Annotated in this window: 18 protein-coding genes; 7 read left to right on the top strand and 11 right to left on the bottom strand. The window is 64.6% G+C overall.

Annotated features, from left to right (window positions below):
* Nucleotide 1 precedes the first annotated feature (1 nt).
* From HU763_RS03265 to HU763_RS03245, 5 genes are all read left to right on the top strand, one after another.
* Nucleotides 2-1,021, top strand: a complete 1,020-nt coding sequence (locus HU763_RS03265) for a branched-chain amino acid ABC transporter permease (protein ID WP_170028149.1) — start codon at nt 2-4, stop codon at nt 1,019-1,021.
* Nucleotides 1,021-1,773, top strand: a complete 753-nt coding sequence (locus HU763_RS03260; RefSeq protein WP_186689396.1) for an ABC transporter ATP-binding protein — start codon at nt 1,021-1,023, stop codon at nt 1,771-1,773. Before HU763_RS03265 ends, HU763_RS03260 begins: the two co-directional genes overlap by 1 nt.
* Nucleotides 1,773-2,468: an ABC transporter ATP-binding protein gene (locus tag HU763_RS03255; protein ID WP_186689399.1), complete on the top strand. Its 696-nt coding sequence runs from the start codon at nt 1,773-1,775 to the stop codon at nt 2,466-2,468. Before HU763_RS03260 ends, HU763_RS03255 begins: the two co-directional genes overlap by 1 nt.
* Nucleotides 2,469-2,579: 111 nt before the next feature.
* The gene (locus tag HU763_RS03250; protein WP_225931921.1) at nt 2,580-3,857 is read left to right on the top strand and encodes a Zn-dependent hydrolase; all 1,278 of its coding nucleotides are present in this window, start codon (nt 2,580-2,582) and stop codon (nt 3,855-3,857) included.
* Between the two features lies 1 nt (nt 3,858).
* Nucleotides 3,859-5,268 (top strand): amidase, encoded by a 1,410-nt coding sequence (locus HU763_RS03245; RefSeq protein ID WP_186689401.1) that lies wholly within the window; start codon nt 3,859-3,861, stop codon nt 5,266-5,268.
* 157 nt (nt 5,269-5,425) lie between these two features.
* Here the strand turns inward: HU763_RS03245 and thiO are convergent, their stop codons facing one another.
* The 5 genes from thiO to HU763_RS03220 are packed head-to-tail and all read right to left on the bottom strand — an operon-like array spanning nt 5,426 to nt 8,253.
* Nucleotides 5,426-6,523: a glycine oxidase ThiO gene (gene thiO, locus HU763_RS03240; protein ID WP_186689403.1), complete on the bottom strand. Its 1,098-nt coding sequence runs from the start codon at nt 6,521-6,523 to the stop codon at nt 5,426-5,428.
* A 54-nt stretch (nt 6,524-6,577) separates the two neighbouring features.
* Complete coding sequence (locus HU763_RS03235) at nt 6,578-6,967, bottom strand: type IV pilin protein (RefSeq protein ID WP_186689405.1); 390 nt, start codon at nt 6,965-6,967, stop codon at nt 6,578-6,580.
* A gap of 1 nt (nt 6,968) precedes the next feature.
* Nucleotides 6,969-7,433, bottom strand: a complete 465-nt coding sequence (locus HU763_RS03230) for a hypothetical protein (protein ID WP_186689407.1) — start codon at nt 7,431-7,433, stop codon at nt 6,969-6,971.
* Entirely contained in the window at nt 7,430-8,074 is a 645-nt protein-coding gene (locus HU763_RS03225; RefSeq protein ID WP_186689409.1) for a PilW family protein, read from the bottom strand. The genes HU763_RS03230 and HU763_RS03225 overlap by 4 nt, the downstream gene beginning before the upstream one ends.
* The gene (locus tag HU763_RS03220; protein WP_186689432.1) at nt 8,071-8,253 is read right to left on the bottom strand and encodes a prepilin-type N-terminal cleavage/methylation domain-containing protein; all 183 of its coding nucleotides are present in this window, start codon (nt 8,251-8,253) and stop codon (nt 8,071-8,073) included. Before HU763_RS03220 ends, HU763_RS03225 begins: the two co-directional genes overlap by 4 nt.
* 109 nt (nt 8,254-8,362) lie before the next feature.
* Here HU763_RS03220 and HU763_RS03215 point away from each other — a divergent pair, with 109 nt between their 5' ends.
* Complete coding sequence (locus tag HU763_RS03215) at nt 8,363-8,860, top strand: GspH/FimT family pseudopilin (protein WP_186689411.1); 498 nt, start codon at nt 8,363-8,365, stop codon at nt 8,858-8,860.
* A 57-nt stretch (nt 8,861-8,917) separates the two neighbouring features.
* Here HU763_RS03215 and ispH read toward each other — a convergent pair whose 3' ends face one another.
* From ispH to murJ, 6 genes are all read right to left on the bottom strand, one after another.
* Nucleotides 8,918-9,865, bottom strand: coding sequence for a 4-hydroxy-3-methylbut-2-enyl diphosphate reductase (gene ispH / locus HU763_RS03210; protein WP_170028139.1), 948 nt, complete (start codon nt 9,863-9,865; stop codon nt 8,918-8,920).
* Nucleotides 9,866-9,879: 14 nt separating this feature from the next.
* Nucleotides 9,880-10,317 carry an FKBP-type peptidyl-prolyl cis-trans isomerase gene (gene fkpB, locus HU763_RS03205; RefSeq protein WP_186674028.1) on the bottom strand — a complete coding sequence of 146 codons (438 nt, stop codon included), beginning with the start codon at nt 10,315-10,317 and terminating at the stop codon, nt 9,880-9,882.
* Nucleotides 10,310-10,825, bottom strand: coding sequence for a signal peptidase II (lspA, locus tag HU763_RS03200; protein ID WP_170028137.1), 516 nt, complete (start codon nt 10,823-10,825; stop codon nt 10,310-10,312). Before lspA ends, fkpB begins: the two co-directional genes overlap by 8 nt.
* Nucleotides 10,818-13,649 carry an isoleucine--tRNA ligase gene (ileS, locus tag HU763_RS03195; RefSeq protein ID WP_186689413.1) on the bottom strand — a complete coding sequence of 944 codons (2,832 nt, stop codon included), beginning with the start codon at nt 13,647-13,649 and terminating at the stop codon, nt 10,818-10,820. The genes lspA and ileS overlap by 8 nt, the downstream gene beginning before the upstream one ends.
* Nucleotides 13,646-14,596: a bifunctional riboflavin kinase/FAD synthetase gene (ribF, locus tag HU763_RS03190; RefSeq protein ID WP_186689414.1), complete on the bottom strand. Its 951-nt coding sequence runs from the start codon at nt 14,594-14,596 to the stop codon at nt 13,646-13,648. The genes ileS and ribF overlap by 4 nt, the downstream gene beginning before the upstream one ends.
* Nucleotides 14,597-14,714: 118 nt before the next feature.
* Nucleotides 14,715-16,253 carry a murein biosynthesis integral membrane protein MurJ gene (murJ, locus tag HU763_RS03185; protein WP_186689416.1) on the bottom strand — a complete coding sequence of 513 codons (1,539 nt, stop codon included), beginning with the start codon at nt 16,251-16,253 and terminating at the stop codon, nt 14,715-14,717.
* Between the two features lie 250 nt (nt 16,254-16,503).
* On the opposite strand from murJ, the gene rpsT reads away from it, so the two are divergent.
* Nucleotides 16,504-16,782, top strand: coding sequence for a 30S ribosomal protein S20 (rpsT, locus tag HU763_RS03180; RefSeq protein ID WP_003247625.1), 279 nt, complete (start codon nt 16,504-16,506; stop codon nt 16,780-16,782).
* Nucleotides 16,783-16,882: the final 100 nt, after the last annotated feature.

Genomic DNA, 16,882 nt, shown 5'->3' with positions numbered 1-16,882 from the left:
GATGAGCGAGAAAAACCCATTGCCGGTCGCCAAGGGCCGCGCCCCGGCCCTGTTGTTGCTGGTGGTCGCCAGCCTGGTGGCGCTGCCGCTGCTGCTTCCATCTGCCACCCTGGCCACCGAGATCCTGATCTTTGCCCTGGCGGCGCTGGCCTGCAACCTGCTGCTCGGCTACACCGGCCTGCTGTCGTTCGGCCAGGGCATCTTCTTTGGCGTGGGCGCCTATGGCGCGGCGTTGCTGATGATCCACCTGCAGTGGGGCATGTTCGCCGCGCTGCTTGGCGCAGCCGTGTTCGGTGCCTTCCTGGCGCTGCTGGTAGGTGCCCTGGCGATCCGCCGCACGGGTATCTACTTCGTCATGCTGACCCTGGCCTTCAGCCAGATGGCCTACTTCCTGGCCTACACCCTCAGCGGCTGGACCGGCGGTGACAACGGCCTGCTCGATGTGCCCCGGCCCAACATCGAAATCGCCGGCCATGTGCTATTCGACCTGGCCGACCCACGGCATTTCTATGTGTTCGTTGCGGTGCTGTTCCTGCTGATCTTTGCCGGCGCCCTGCGGGTGATCCGCTCACCGTTCGGCAGTACCCTGCTGGCCATCCGCGAAAACGAGACCCGCGCCGCAGCCATCGGCTACGACACCCGCCACTTCAAGATCCTGGTGTTCATGCTGTCGGGTGCCATCACCGGTATCGCCGGGGCGCTGTACGCCATGCTGCTGCACTTTGCGCCACTGTCGAACATCGACCTGATGATGAGCGAGAACATCCTGATCATGACCATCGTCGGTGGCACCGGCTCGCTGTTCGGCTCGCTGCTGGGGGCCGGCGCCATCGTGTTGCTGGGTGATGTGCTGTCGGAGCTGTGGCCGCGCTGGCTGATGCTGCTGGGGGTGATCCTGATCCTGGTGGTGGTGTTCATGCGCGGTGGCCTGTGGGGCGGCCTCGCCGGACTGGGCAAGCGCCTGCTGGCTACCCGCAACGCCAATGACAAACCCCAGGCCAAGACCAAGGAGACCCTGTGATGAGCGACTACCTTCTGGAAACCCGCCAGCTGGAGCTGGCCTACGGGCCGTTCAAGGCGGTTGCAGGCGTCGACCTCAAGGTCAGCGCCGGCTCAATCCACACCATCATCGGCCCCAACGGCGCCGGCAAGACCAGCCTGTTCCACTGCCTGACCGGCGAGCGCCAGGCCACCGCGGGCAAGATCCTGTTCAACGGCCAGGACATCATCCGCAAACCGTCCCACGGGCGCGTGGCGCTGGGTATGGCCCGTTCGTTCCAGCTCACCAGCCTGTTCCAGAACCTGTCGGTGCGCGAGAACCTGCGCCTGGCCGCCCAGGGGCGCGATGGTCTGGGTGCGCTGAACTTCTGGCGCAGCGTCGAGCACAAGCGCAGCCACTGGGACACTGCCGACCAGGTGCTGGAGCGCCTGAAGCTGACCGCCCGCGCCGAGACCCTGGCCGGCGAGTTGTCGCACGGCCAGCAACGGGTGCTGGAGGTGGGCATGTCGATCTGCGCCAAACCGACGTTGCTGATGCTCGACGAGCCCACTTCGGGCATGGGCATCGACGACATCCCGGTGATGACCAACCTGATCAGCGACCTCGGCCGCGACCACACCGTGCTGCTGATCGAGCACAACATGAGCATCGTCATGTCAATCAGCCAGCGCATCACAGTGATGAGCCACGGCCAGATCCTGGTCGAGGGTACCCCTGAACAGGTGCGCAACGACGAGCGTGTCCGCACCGCCTACCTTGGAGAGGCCGCCTGATGCTCAAAGTCGATTCGATCCACTCCTACTATGACAAGAGCCATGTGCTCGAAGGCGTCTCGCTCAAGGTCGAGGCTGGCGAACTGGTGACCTTGCTGGGGCGCAACGGCGCCGGCAAGACCACCACCCTACGCAGCATCCTCGGCATCGTCCGCCCACGACAGGGGCAGATCAGCTTCAACGGCCAGCAGCTGGTCGGCCGCGAAATCTTCGATATCGCGCGGCTCGGCATTGCCCTGGTGCCGGAGCACCGCGGCATCTTTCGCCAGCTCAGCGTGGAGGAAAACCTGAGGATTGCCGTACGCAAGGACAGCCGCTGGCAGCTGGAAGACGTGTACAGCATGTTCCCGCGGCTGAAGGAACGGCGCCGCAACGGCGGTTTCGCCCTTTCCGGCGGCGAACAGCAGATGCTGGCTATCGCTCGCGCCCTGCTCAACGGCCCCAAGCTGCTGATCCTCGACGAGCCCACCGAAGGCCTGGCCCCGGTAATCGTCGACGAACTGGTGAAGATTCTGCGGCGGATCAAGGACGAAGGCCTGTCGATCCTGCTGGTGGAGCAGAACCTGATGGTCTGCGATGCCCTGGCTGACCGCCATTACGTGCTGGAGCAGGGTCGGGTTGCCTATCAAGGCAGTGCCGCGCAGTTCCGCGAGGACCCGAGTATCAAGAACCGTTATCTGGCCCTTAGTGCCTGATACAGGCCTCGTAGGGGCCCGCAGGCCTGAAGGCAGTGATGTCCCTGCGGAGCGGGTTCACCCGCGAAGAAGCCGGCACAAGCAACCCAGTCATTTCAGGAGAGATGAACCATGAACAACCGCATCGATCCCTCGCAACACCTGCTCGGCCAGGGCCCGCTGGTCAGCCGCGAACGGCTCTGGCAATCGCTGATGGACCTGGCCGGCCTCGGCGCCACCGCCAAGGGCGGCGTGTGCCGCCTGGCCCTGACCGACCTCGACCGCCAGGCCCGCGACCTTTTCGTGCGTTGGTGCGAAGAAGCCGGCTGTACCGTCAGCATCGACGCCATCGGCAACATTTTCGCCCGCCGCCCCGGCCGCAACCCATCGCTGCCGCCCGTGATGACCGGCAGCCACATCGACACCCAACCCACCGGCGGAAAGTTCGATGGCTGCTACGGCGTCATGGCCGGCCTCGAGGTGCTGCGCACCCTGAACGACCTGAACCTGACCACCGAAGCCCCGCTGGAAGTGGTGGTGTGGACCAACGAGGAAGGCTCGCGTTTCCCGCCATGCATGATGGGCTCGGGGGTGTTCGCCGGTAAGTTCGGCCTGCAGGAGACGCTGGCCAAGGTCGACGACAAGGGCCTGTCGGTAGGCGCGGAACTCCAGCGCATCGGTTACGCTGGCCCGCGTGTACCCACCGGGCACGCCGTCGGCGCCTACTTCGAGGCGCATATCGAACAGGGCCCGGTGCTGGAAGACCAGCGCACCACCATTGGCGTGGTCCAGGGCTGTCTGGGGCAGAAATGGTTCGACCTGGTACTGACCGGCGTAGAGGCCCACGCCGGCCCCACCCCGATGCACCTGCGCAAGGATGCCCTGGTCGGTGCCGCCGAGGTGGTGGCTGCGGTCAACCGCGTGGCCCATGCTCACCAGCCGCATGCCTGCGGCACCGTCGGCTGCCTGAACCTGCACCCGGGCTCGCGCAATGTCATTCCGGGCCAGGTGCAAATGACCATCGATCTGCGCCACCTCGACCCCGAGCACCTCGCAGCCATGGTCAACGAGGTGTTCACGGCCATTGAAACCAGCACGGCAAGACACGGGCTGAGTTACAAGCTGACGCCAACCGCCGACTTTCCACCGCTGTACTTCGCCGAGCAGTGCGTGGACGCTGTGCGCCAAGGCGCGCGGGAGCTGGGCCTGAGCCACATGGATATCGTCAGCGGCGCTGGCCACGACGCGATCTTCCTCGCCGAACTGGGCCCGGCCGGGATGATCTTCGTGCCCTGCGAGGGCGGCATCAGCCACAACGAAATCGAAAATGCCGCGCCACAGGACCTGGCCGATGGCTGCGACGTGCTGCTGCGCGCCATGTTCCAGGCCGCCAACCCGGGAGCCCGCTGAGATGAATCAGAAAACCGCGATTGGCGAGTTCACCGCCGTCGAACTGCTCGAGTTGTACCAGCGCCACCAACTGTCACCGGTCGAGGTGATCGACGATGTACTGGCACGCATCGACCTGCACAACCCGGCGGTCAACGCCTATTGCCATGTCGACGGCGAAGGTGCCCGCGCCGCCGCCCGCGCCAGCGAACAGCGCTGGCAACGTGGCGAGCCCTGCGGCCGGCTGGATGGCGTACCCGCCTCGATCAAGGACCTGACCCTGACCCGCGGTATGCCCACACGCAAGGGTTCGCGCACCACTTCGGGCAGCGGCCCGTGGGAAGTCGATGCGCCCTTCACGGCCTTCATGCGCGAAGCCGGCGCTGTATTGGTGGGCAAGACCACCACGCCGGAGTTCGGCTGGAAGGGGGTCACCGACAACCCGCTGTATGGCATCACCCGCAACCCCTGGAATACCCGGCTGACAGCTGGCGGCTCTTCCGGTGGTGCCGCGGCTGCAGCCGCGCTGAACCTGGGCGTGCTGCACCAGGGTAGCGATGCCGGCGGCTCGATTCGCATCCCCTGCGCCTTTACCGGCACGTTCGGCATCAAGCCGACCTTCGGCTACGTACCGCAATGGCCCGCCAGTGCCATGACCGTACTGTCGCACCTGGGGCCGATGACGCGCACCGTCGACGATTCGGTACTGATGCTCGGCTGCGTCGCCCGGCCCGACGCCCGTGACGGGCTGGCTGGCGCACCCAGGCAGGCGCCGTGGCTGTGCCAGGAGCAGGACCTGAGCGGCCTGCGCATCGCCTACAGTGCCAACTTCGGCTACGTGCAGGTCGACCCGCAAATCCAGGCACTGGTGGCCCAGGCCGTGCAACGCTTGGCACGGCTGGGCGCGCAGGTTGAAGAGGTCGACCCGGGGTTCGGCGACCCGCTGGAGACGTTCAACACCCTGTGGTTTGCCGGCGCGGCGCGGTTGGCCAGTGCGCTCAGCAATGAACAGCGGGCGCTGCTTGACCCAGGGCTGCACTGGATTGCCGAACAGGGGGCGCGGATCAACCTGGGCGAATACACCCAGGCCCTGGAGGCACGGGCAGAGTTGATCGCCAGGATGAATGCCTTCCACCAGCGCTATGACGTGCTGGTATCGCCGATGCTGCCACTGGTGGCATTCGAGACAGGGCACAATGTGCCGCCTGGGTCGGGGATGGCGCAGTGGATGGAATGGACGCCGTTCAGCTATCCCTTCAACCTGACTCAGCAGCCGGCGGCTTCGGTGCCGTGCGGGTTCACCCGCGAGGGGTTGCCGGTGGGGCTGCAGGTGGTGGCCGGGCGCTTTGCCGATGAGCAGGTGCTGCGAGTGTGCAAGGTGTATGAGCAGCATTATCCTGGCCGGCACTTGCAAGCCCCCATTACCGGCTAAGTGCTCCATTGGCCCCGCCGGTTGAAATATTTACTGGCCTTGCTGGCCTCATCGCCGGCCAGCCGGCTCCCACAGGTAAAGCACAAGTCCCGAGGCTGTCGGTGAACCTGTGGGAGCTGGCTGCCGGCGAAAGGGCCGCACAGCGGCCCCGGCAATCTCAGCTCAAACGCCCGGCTGGCGCATACGGCGCCGGGTCAATGATCGGCTCTGCCCCGGTCAACAGGTCGGTAAACAGCTGGCACGAAGCCGGCGCCAGCACCAGACCGTTGCGGTAATGCCCGCAGTTCAACCACAACCCCTCATGCCCCGGCACCGGTCCGATATACGGAATACCTTCCGGTGACCCCGGCCGCAACCCGGCCCAATGCGCCACCACCGGAGCCCCCTCCAGTTCAGGCAACAACTCCACCGCCGACGCTTTCAGGCTCTCCAACGCCTCCCCGGTCGGGGTCTTGTCGTACCCGGCATGCTCCAGCGTGCTACCTACCAGAATATGCCCGTCACGCCGCGGGATCGCATAGCGCCCCTTGGCCAGCACCATGCTCGGCAGGAAGTCTTCGGCACACTTGAACAGGATCATCTGGCCTTTCACCGGCTCCACCGGCAGCGCGAGGCCAAGCGTACCCAGCAGCTCACCACTCCAGGCCCCGGCGCTGAGCACCACCGCATCCGCTGCCAGCACGCCGTCTGCCGTCTGCACACCGGTCACGCGGCCGCCTTGCCCGACGAAGCCGGTAATCTGGCAGTGCTCACGCAAGGTCACGTTGGGCAACGCCAGCAACGCCGCCTTGAGCGACTTCACCAGGCGCGGGTTGCGCACGTTGGCCACGCCGGCCATGTAGATGGCACGCTTGAAGCCTGGGCCCAGCACCGGCACTGCGTCATAGGCCGCCGAGATATCCACGGCACTCAGCGGCCGCTGCTCACGCTCGGCCCAGGCCAGCGCTTCGGCCTCGTCGTCCAGATCGAGCCAGTACAGGCCAGTGGTGTGCACTTCAGGGTCGACGCCAGTGCTGGCGAACAGCCGCTCGCCCAGCTGTGGATAAAAGTCCTGCGACCAGTGCGCCAGGGCCGTCACTGCCGGGCTGTAGCGCCACGGGTACAGCGGCGAAACAATGCCACCGCCGGCCCAGGACGACTCGCGACCGACCTCGCCCTGGTCACACAGCACCACCTGCCCGACCTTCGCGGCCAGGTTGAACGCCGTCAGCAGGCCGATCACCCCGCCGCCGACCACCACTACTCGCTTGCTCATCTGTCGATCCAACACCTGAAGTAAATTCGCGATGCACCCGGCATCATTCAACCTTCAGCTTCCCCAGCAGTGTTCGCTGCCACCAACGGCGCCCGGATTACTCCGTACACCGGCCTGGTCGAGCTGGAAATCACCACAGCTATCCTGCGCCATCAGTGCGCCCGGCAGCCGCCGGGCACGCAGCGTGAAGGTATCCCTGTCACGCTGGGCCTGCAGGCGGTAGTAGCGGTTACCCATGGGCAAGTCCGGCTCGCCCTCGGCGTACTGGCCGGTGAGCACGCGATGGCGCTCCAGGCGCAGGGCGGTATCGTGCAGCAGGCCGACCACCTCGCTGCGTGCAGCGCGCCGGAGCTGATCGTTGTAACTTGGGTAGGCAATGGCTGCCAGAATGCCGGTGACCGCCAGCACAATCAACAACTCAATCAGGCTCAAGCCTTGCTGCATGTCAGTCTCCTTGCAATCTCTGCCGCCAGGCAATGCGCCGTGCACCGTCGTCTCCCACGGCATAGACCGCCTCCAGTACATAGCGTGGCTGGGCTTGCAGGCTGACGGCGGTAACCCTGAACAGGGCGACCTGCTGTCCTTCCGGCATGTGCGCGGCGCGGCTGCTTGACCCCAGGTTCTGCAACTGGAAATAGCCCATGCGCGTGCGCTGCCATTGCCCGGCCAGATCATGCGGGCGGACCGGGGGCGGGCATGCATCACAAGGGGCAGGCGGTGCCCGATGCACCTCGCCCTCCCCTGCCAGCAAGGCTTCCTCGGCCTGCTCCAGCGCCAGCAGGCCATCGCTCAGGTAGCCGACCATTCGCGTTTCTACCAGCGCCGCGCGTAGGGCAGAAGCTGCCAGCAGGCTTAACAGCATGCTCAATAGCAGTGCCAGCAACAGGACCAGGCCACGCTGGCGGTTCATGAGGCAGGCACCGGGTTGCGGATTGCCACGCTCAGCTCATGCCGCTGTTCGAGCCCGAGCGTCGGTTCGTACAGCGTCAGGGCAATGTCTATCCGCTCTCCCTCCGGCATTTGCACATGCTCGAGACGCATCGCCTGCACGTTCTCGAGCAGCGGTTGGAACGCTCTTTCACCGCGCTTGAACCTCAGCCTGGTGCCTTGCAGCTGATAGGTATACCTGCTGATCGGATGCACCACTGGGAAGCCCGCCTTGCGCTGCGCATCGACAAGCACCCTACTCCGACAGTCTGTGTGCAAGTACCAGTCTGGCGCCCCGGCCTGCCCGGGCAACTCTGTCACCACCAGGCTGAGCGTGGTGCCTTCGACTTGCAACGGGCGGCCGAACGACTGACGTGCTGCCGCATCGGCAAAATCGCCAGGCTGCAGGCGCAAGCAGCCGAACATGCCCGTCATGCGGATATCCTGTGCCATGCGCAGCAGTGCCAGGCGGGCCTCGTCCTGCATGTGTGCTGCCGTACTCTGTAGTCGCCAGCCCTGGTGTGCCGAAACAAAGACCTGGCTAGCCGCCGCCAGCAACATCAGGCCAAACGCCAGGGCGATCATCACCTCATGCAGACCAAACCCGCGTTGCCTGCGCTTCACTGCAGCCTCCGTTCTCGCTCGCTGTGCGCCGCCATTGCTGCCTGTCCATCGCGGCGCGCGTCCTCCACGGCCTGCAATGCCTGCAGTTGCAGGCCTGCTGCTGCAAACAGGCCGACCGCCACTACCACCACTGCCAAGAGTACTTCCAGCAGTGTCATGCCTCGTTGAACTCCGTGCATCCCTGCACCTCCTAGGACTTTTCCTGCAATTGCCTTGAACTCGGGCGACTGGTGCTCCTGTCCAACGACCGAGAAGCTATAGCCAAGCACTTCCAGGGAGGAATGCACGGTGAAGCAACGCGGCGTAACACTGATTCAAATGTTGTCGGCCTTGGCAGTGGCAGTTCTGTTGACTCAGCTCGGCATGCCCGCCTATGCCCGGTTGAGCGACGACTTGCACAGGGCAGCTGCCGCCCGCGACCTGGCGCAGGCCCTGCGCAGTGCGCGCAGCCATGCCATGTTGCAAGGCCAGCCGGTGCTGGTGCAGGCCCTGAACGGTAAGTGGGGGAACGGTTGGCGGGTACTGCTGGAACATAACCAGCAAGTGTTGCGTGAACAGCGTCTTTCCCGGCCTCTGGACATTGCTGGCAATCGTGGCGGGCAGGTGAAATTCAGTGCGCAGGGTGTTCCGCTGGGGGTGGGCAACCAGTTGCTGGCTGCCACGCTGCGTGTTTGCGAGCGGTCGCCAGGCGACAGCCGCTACAAGGTGGTGCTGGCATCGACCGGCAGGGTCAGGCTGGATACAGAGGCCGGCCCAGACACCCAGTGTCCGGCCGCCCAGCCCTGAACAAGCCGTAGCCACCTATCGCCGGCAAGCCAGCGATAGGGCCGGGACAGGGTCACCTTAAATCAGCGAACGAACCCGCAGCTCTTTGGGCATGGAGAAGGTGATGTTCTCTTCTCGCCCATCCAGCTCTTCAGCGCCGGTAGCGCCCCAGGCCTTGAGCTGCTCGATCACGCCACGCACCAGCACTTCGGGGGCCGAAGCGCCGGCGGTAATGCCGATTCGCGCCTTCTGCTCGAACCAGCCACGTTGCAGGTCTTCGGCGCCGTCGATCAGGTAAGCCGGGGTGCCCATGCGCTCGGCCAGCTCGCGCAGGCGGTTGGAATTGGAGCTGTTCGGGCTGCCGACCACCAGTACCACGTCGCATTCGTCTGCCAGCTGCTTCACCGCATCCTGGCGGTTCTGGGTTGCGTAACAGATGTCGTCCTTGCGTGGGCCGCCGATGTTCGGGAAGCGGGCGCGCAGGGCGTCGATGACGCGGCTGGTGTCGTCCATCGACAGCGTGGTCTGGGTGACGAAGGCCAGGTGGTCCGGGTCTTTCACCTGCAGGTTGGCGACATCCTCCTCGTCCTCGACGAGATAGATGGCGCCACCGTTGCTGGCGTCGTACTGGCCCATGGTGCCTTCGACTTCCGGGTGCCCTGCGTGGCCGATGAGGATGCACTCACGGCCATCGCGGCTGTACTTGGCCACTTCGATGTGCACCTTGGTCACCAGCGGGCAGGTGGCGTCGAACACTTTCAGGCCACGGCCAGCGGCTTCCTGGCGCACGGCCTGGGAAACCCCGTGGGCGCTGAAGATGACGATGACGTCGTCCGGCACCTGGTCCAGCTCCTCGACGAAGATCGCCCCACGGTTGCGCAGGTCTTCGACCACGAACTTGTTGTGCACCACTTCGTGACGCACATAGATCGGCGGGCCGAAGACTTCCAGCGCGCGGTTGACGATCTCGATCGCCCGGTCGACCCCCGCGCAGAAGCCGCGAGGGTTGGCGAGTTTGATTTGCATGCTCGGCTCCAGGCTCACAGGGCCTTGACCTCGAGGATCTCCACCTCGAAGGTCAGGGTCTTGCCAGCCAGTGGGTGATTGAAGTCGATGGTCACCTGGTCGTCATCGAACGCTTTGACCACACCCGGCAGCTCGGTGTTGGCGGCATCGTTGAAGATGATCAGCAATCCTTCGGACAGCTCCATGCCCTCGAACTGGGACCGCGGCATGACTTGCACGTTCTGTGGGTTAGGCTGGCCGAAGGCATTCTCTGGGGCCACCACCACGTTACGCTTGTCGCCGGCCTTGAAGCCGAACAGGGCGTTCTCGAAACCTGGCAGCAGGTTGCCATCGCCCACCTTGAAGGTGGCCGGGGCCTTGTCGAAGGTGCTGTCGACGGTATCGCCGTTTTCCAGGTGCAGCGCGAAGTGCAGGGTGACTTCGGTGTTCTGGCCGATACGGGTGTCAGTCATGAACCGGATCCTCGGACTTCTTGCTCTTGAACATATCCAGCGCCAGCATCACCGCACCAACGGTGATGGCGCTGTCGGCCAGGTTGAAGGCCGGGAAGTAATGGCGGTTCTGCCAGTGCACCAGGATGAAGTCGACCACATGGCCGAGCACGACGCGGTCGTACAGGTTGCCGATCGCACCACCCAGTACCAGCGCCAGCGCCACGGCCAGCCAGGTCTCGTTGCGCCCCAGGCGCTTGAGCCATACCACCAGCACGGCACTGACCACCACGGCGATCAGGGCGAACAGCCAGCGCTGCCAGCCGGAGCTTTCCGCGAGGAAGCTGAAGGCCGCGCCGGTGTTGTAGGCCAGGGTCCAGCTGAAGTAGTCGGGAATCACGACGATCTGCTGGTACATGGTCAGGGCATTGTTGAAATACAGCTTGGTGGCCTGGTCGAGGACCAGGACCAGCAGGCTCAGCCAAAGCCATGCAAGGCGCCCGAAGCGCCCCGCTGCAGGGTTAGGCATAGTGGCGCACCTCACCCGAGCCGCTCAGGTTGTCGACGCAACGGCCGCAGATTTCCGGATGCTCCGGGTGGCTGCCGACGTCGGCGCGGAAGTGCCAGCAACGGCCGCACTTGGCGTGGCCGGACTTGACCACCTTCAGCTTGAGGCCTTCGACTTCGGTGGCCACGGCTTCGGCCGGCGCCTGGGCGAACGGCACCACGCTGGCAGCCGAGGTGATCAGCACGAAGCGCAGTTCGTCGCCCAGCTTGCCCAGGTCGGCGCTCAGGCCTTCGTCGGCGTACAGGGTGACTTCGGCCTGCAGGTTGCCGCCGATGACCTTGGCGGTACGCTGGTTTTCCAGCTCCTTGTTGACCGATGCCTTCACCGCCATCACGCGGTCCCAGTAGGCACGGTCCAGCTCGGTGCCTTCCGGCAGCTCGCTCAGGCCCTGGTACCAGCCATTGAGCATCACCGACTCGTTGCGCTCGCCCGGCAGGTATTGCCAGATTTCGTCGGCGGTGAACGCCAGGATCGGAGCGATCCAGCGCACCAGCGCCTCGCTGATGTGGTACAGCGCGGTCTGGCAGGAACGACGGGCGACACTATTGGCGCCGGTGGTGTACTGGCGGTCCTTGATGATGTCGAGGTAGAAGCCACCCAGTTCCTGCACGCAGAAGTTGTGCACCTTGGAGTAGACGTTCCAGAAACGGTACTCGCTGTAGTGCTCTTCCAGCTCGCGCTGCAGCAGCAGGGTGCGGTCGACTGCCCAGCGGTCCAGCGCCAGCATGTCTTGCGGGGCCAGCAGGTCGCGCGCCGGGTCGAAGCCGGACAGGTTGGACAGCAGGAAGCGTGCGGTATTGCGGATACGACGGTAGGCGTCGGCGCTACGCTGCAGGATCTGCTCGGAAACGGCCATCTCGCCGGAGTAGTCGGTGGCGGCGACCCACAGGCGCAGGATGTCGGCACCCAGGGTGTTGTTGACCTTTTCCGGCTCGATGGTGTTACCCAGCGACTTGGACATCTTGCGGCCGTTCTCGTCCACGGTGAAGCCGTGGGTCAGCAGCTCGCGGTACGGCGCATGGCCGTCGATGGCGCAGCCGGTCAGCAGCGAAGAGTGGAACCAGCCGCGGTGCTGGTCGGAACCTTCCAGGTACAGGTCGGCACGTGGGCCGGTGGCGTGGCCGATGTCGTGCGAACCACGCAGCACATGCCAGTGGGTGGTCCCCGAGTCGAACCACACGTCGAGGGTGTCGGCGATCTTGTCGTATTGCTCGGCTTCGGCGCCCAGCAGTTCGGCAGCGTCCAGCTTGAACCAGGCCTCGATACCTTGCTGCTCGACGCGCTTGGCCACTTCTTCCATCAATTCGACGGTGCGCGGGTGCAGTTCGCCGGTCTGCTTGTGCAGGAAGAACGGGATCGGCACGCCCCAGTTGCGCTGACGCGAGATGCACCAGTCCGGGCGGTTGGCGATCATCGCGTGCAGGCGCGCCTGGCCCCAGGCGGGTACGAACTTGGTGTCCTCGATGGCTTTCAGCGCGCGCTCACGCAGCGGCTCGCCAGTGGACGGCTGTTTGTCCATGCCCACGAACCACTGCGCGGTGGCGCGGTAGATCAGCGGGGTCTTGTGGCGCCAGCAGTGCATGTAGCTGTGGCTGATGGTTTCGGTGTGCATCAGCGCACCGACTTCGCTCAGCTTGTCGACGATGGCCGGGTTGGCCTTCCAGATGAACTGGCCGCCGAAGAACGGCAGCGAATCCACGTACACGCCGTTGCTCTGCACCGGGGTGAGGATGTCGTCGTTGACCATGCCGTAGCGCTTGCAGGTGACGAAGTCGTCTTCACCGTAGGCTGGCGAGGAGTGCACCACGCCGGTACCGGCGCCCAGTTCGACGTAGTCGGCCAGGTACACCGGCGACAGGCGATCGTAGAACGGGTGACGGAAGTTGATCAGCTCCAGTGCCGAACCCTGGGCGGTGGCGATGACCGAGCCTTCCAGGTTGTAGCGCTTCAGGCACGCTTCGACCAGTTCTTCGGCCAGCACTAGCAGGCGCGCGCCGGTATCGACCAGGGCGTACTTGAACTCCGGGTGAATGTTCAGCGCCTGGTTGGCCGGGATGGTCCACGGAGTGGTGGTCCAGATCACGATGGCGGCCGGCTTGGCCAGCGCATCAAGGCCGAACGCGGCGGCCAGCTTGGCCTCGTCGGCAACCGGGAAGGCCACGTCGATGGTCTGCGATTTCTTGTCGGCGTACTCGACCTCGGCTTCGGCCAGCGCCGAACCGCAGTCGAAGCACCAGTTCACCGGCTTCAGGCCCTTGAACACGAAGCCTTGCTTGACCATCTCGGCCAGGGCGCGGATTTCCCCGGCCTCGTTGGCAAAGTTCATGGTCTTGTACGGGTTGTCCCAGTCACCCAGCACGCCCAGGCGAATGAACTCGGTCTTCTGCCCTTCGATCTGCTCGGCGGCATACTCGCGGCACAGCTCGCGGGTGCGGTCGGCGGACAGGTGCTTGCCGTGGGTGACCTCGACCTTGTGCTCGATCGGCAGGCCATGGCAGTCCCAACCCGGCACGTAAGGCGCATCGAAGCCGGCCAGGGTCTTGGAACGGACGATCATGTCCTTGAGGATCTTGTTCAGCGCATGACCGATGTGAATCTTGCCGTTGGCATAGGGCGGGCCGTCGTGCAGGACGAACTTGGGACGATCCTTGCCAATTTCGCGCAGCTTCTGGTACAGGCCAATGCTGTCCCAGCGCTGCAGGATCTGCGGTTCGCGCTGTGGCAGGCCGGCCTTCATGGGGAAGGCGGTGTCCGGAAGGTTTAGCGTGGCTTTGTAGTCGGTCATTTCAGGCTCTTCGTTAACGGTTGAGCGTGCCAATGTGCACGTGCGGCGGCGATATCCGCATCGATCGCCGACTTCAGCGCCTCCAGGGAGGCGAAACGCTGCTCTTCACGCAGCTTGTGGTGGAACTTCACCGTCAGGCGCCGGCCATACAGGTCGCCGGCATAGTCCAGCAGATGAATTTCCAGGTGCGGGCGCCCGTCACCGGCAACGGTGGGGCGCACGCCGATATTGCCGACACCCGGCCAGGCCTTGCCGTCGATCTCGATGCTGGCCAGGTAGACCCCGGACAACGGCACCCGACGGCGCTTGAGCTGGATGTTGGCAGTGGGTGTACCGAGCTGGCGGGCCAGCTTCTGGCCGTGCAGCACGCGGCCGCTGATACTGTAGGGGCGGCCCAGCAGGTGCTCGGCGAGTTCGAAGTTGCCCTCGGACAGCGCCTTGCGCACTTCGGTGCTGCTGACCCGCAGGCCGTCCTGGATCACCGTATTGGCGGCCTCGACAGAGAAGCCGTACTGCTTGCCGGCATCGACCAGGAAGGCAAAGTCACCGGCGCGATCGCAACCAAAGCGGAAGTCATCACCCACTTCAAGGTGGCGTACCCCCAGGCCGTCGACGAGGATGGTCTTGACGAAGGCATCGGCACCGAGCTGGCTCAGGCGCTGGTTGAATGCCAGGCACAGGACCTGGTCGATGCCTTCGGCTGCCAGCAGCTCGATCTTGTCGCGCAGGCGCGCCAGGCGCGCCGGCGCGCTATCAGGGGCGAAGTACTCGCGTGGTTGGGGTTCGAAGATCACCACGCAGGTTGGCAGGCCCAAGGCCTGGCCGCGCTCGCGCAGGCGCGCCAGGATCGCCTGGTGGCCGCGGTGAACCCCGTCGAAGTTGCCAATGGTGGCGACACAGCCCCGGTGCTCGGGGCGCAGGTTGTGAAGACCTCGAACCAGCTGCATAACGCGCTTCTTGCTCATAAAGTGGCCGATTATAACCACACCCGGGCGCCGGTGACAGGCAGCAGCGCCCAAGGGCGGCGTGGAATGCGAAAAACCGACGCCTGACCCACCCGTTGCCCTAGTGCAAGGCCTTGCGGGCGAAATGCCGTGGGCGGAAGCCGCACAGGTACAGGCAGCCGAAATAGCTCACGACGCCGGCCAGTACCAGCGCTGCCAGGCGTAGCAGGCGCTCGAGCATGTTGCCCTGCTCCCAGGCCGGCAGGAAGTGCATGCCAGCCAGCAACACCGCCGACATCAGCCCCACTGCCAGCAGCAGCTTGAGCAGGAACATCGCCCAGCCTGGCTGCGGCTGGAACAGTTGTTGGCTGCGCAGCTTCCAGAACAGCAGGCCGGCATTCAGGCAGGCACCCAGGCTGATCGCCAGTGCCAGCCCGGCATGAGCCAGCGGGCCGATCAGGGCCAGGTTGAACAGCTGGGTGCAGACCAGGGTGAACACCGCGATCTTCACCGGCGTGCGGATATTCTGCTGCGCATAGAAGCCCGGGGCCAGTACCTTGACCAGAATGATCGCCAGCAAGCCCACCGAATAGGCAATCAGCGCCCGCTGGGTCATCGCCGCGTCGGTGGCGGTGAACTTGCCGTACTGGAACAGCGCCACGGTCAGCGGCTCGGCGAGGATGGCCAGGGCCAGGGTGCAAGGCAGCACCAGCAGGAAGCACAGGCGCAGGCCCCAGTCGAGGATCCGCGAGTACTCTTCGCGGTCCTTGTTGGCGTAGGTCTTGGCCAGGGTCGGCAGGAGGATGGTGCCCAAGGCCACGCCCAGCACGCCTGAAGGCAGTTCCATGAGGCGGTCAGCGTAGTACATCCACGACACCGAGCCAGCCACCAGGAACGAGGCGAAGATGGTGTTGATGATCAGCGAGATCTGGCTCACCGACACCCCGAGGATCGCCGGCAGCATCTGCTTGAGCACCCGCCATACCCCGGTGTCGCGCAGGTTCAGGCGCGGCAGCACGAGCATGCCGATCCGCTTCAGCGCGGGCAGCTGGTACAGCAGCTGCGCCAGGCCGCCGACCAGCACACCCCAGGCCAGGGCCATGATCGGCGGGTCGAAGTACGGCGTCAGCAGTACGGCGAAGGCGATCATCGCCACGTTCAACAGGGTCGGGGTGAAGGCCGGTACCGAGAAGCGGTTCCAGGTATTGAGGATGGCCCCGACCAGCGAAGACAGCGAGATCAGCAATATATAAGGAAACGTCACCCGCAGCAGGGCGGTGGTCAGCTGGTACTTTTCGGCACTGTCGACGAAGCCGGGGGCGGTCGCCCAGACCACCCACGGCGCGGCCAGGATGCCGATGGCGGTGACCAGCGCCAGGACCAGGGTCAGCAGGCCGCTGACATAGGCGACGAAGGTACGGGTGGCCTCCTCGCCTTGCTGGGTCTTGTATTCGGCCAGGATCGGCACGAACGCCTGGGAAAACGCACCTTCGGCGAAGATGCGCCGCAGCAGGTTGGGCAGCTTGAAGGCGATGAAGAAGGCATCGGTGGCGATGCCGGCGCCGAAGATACGCGCCAGGATGGTGTCGCGGACAAAGCCCAGCACCCGCGAAATCATGGTGATCGAGCTTACCGCAGCCAGGGATTTGAGCAGGTTCATCGAAAAGATTCACGCCAAGGGCAGAGGACGCTGCCAGACAGCGTCCGAATGTGCGATACTCCCGCGCCTTCGCAGGGGAGCCAAAAATTCCCGAGTTTACAGGTCGCGCAGCAGAAAGGAATCTTTCCCTCCTGTTGGCGCACCGCTCGGCGGAACCTTGCAGGTGGCCTTGACATCCGCTCGACTGATCGGCATGATTCGCGGCCTATTTTGTTTGCTATTTACCTAAAGTCTTTCGAGGAGCTCGACGGTGGCCAACACACCTTCCGCCAAGAAACGTGCAAAACAGGCTGAGAAGCGTCGCAGCCACAACGCCAGCCTGCGTTCCATGGTCCGCACCTACATCAAGAATGTAGTCAAAGCCATCGACGCAAAAGACGCCGAAAAAGCGCAAGCCGCTTACGTTCTGGCTGTGCCTGTAATCGACCGTATGGCCGACAAGGGCATCATCCACAAGAACAAGGCTGCTCGTCACAAAGGCCGTCTGAATGGCCACATCAAGGCGCTGAAAGAAGCTGCAGCTGCCTAAGCGACGCGCTAGTCAAAAAACCGACCTCAGGGTCGGTTTTTTATTGCCTGCGATTTGTGCTTCGGCACTACTCCATCGCCGCACCGCTTTTTGTAGGAGC

The sequence above is a fragment of the Pseudomonas anuradhapurensis genome, assembly GCF_014269225.2.
GTDB classification, from domain to species: domain Bacteria; phylum Pseudomonadota; class Gammaproteobacteria; order Pseudomonadales; family Pseudomonadaceae; genus Aquipseudomonas; species Aquipseudomonas anuradhapurensis.
Note: the sequence above shows the minus strand (reverse complement) of the source record. Positions and strands in the feature narration are given on the sequence as shown.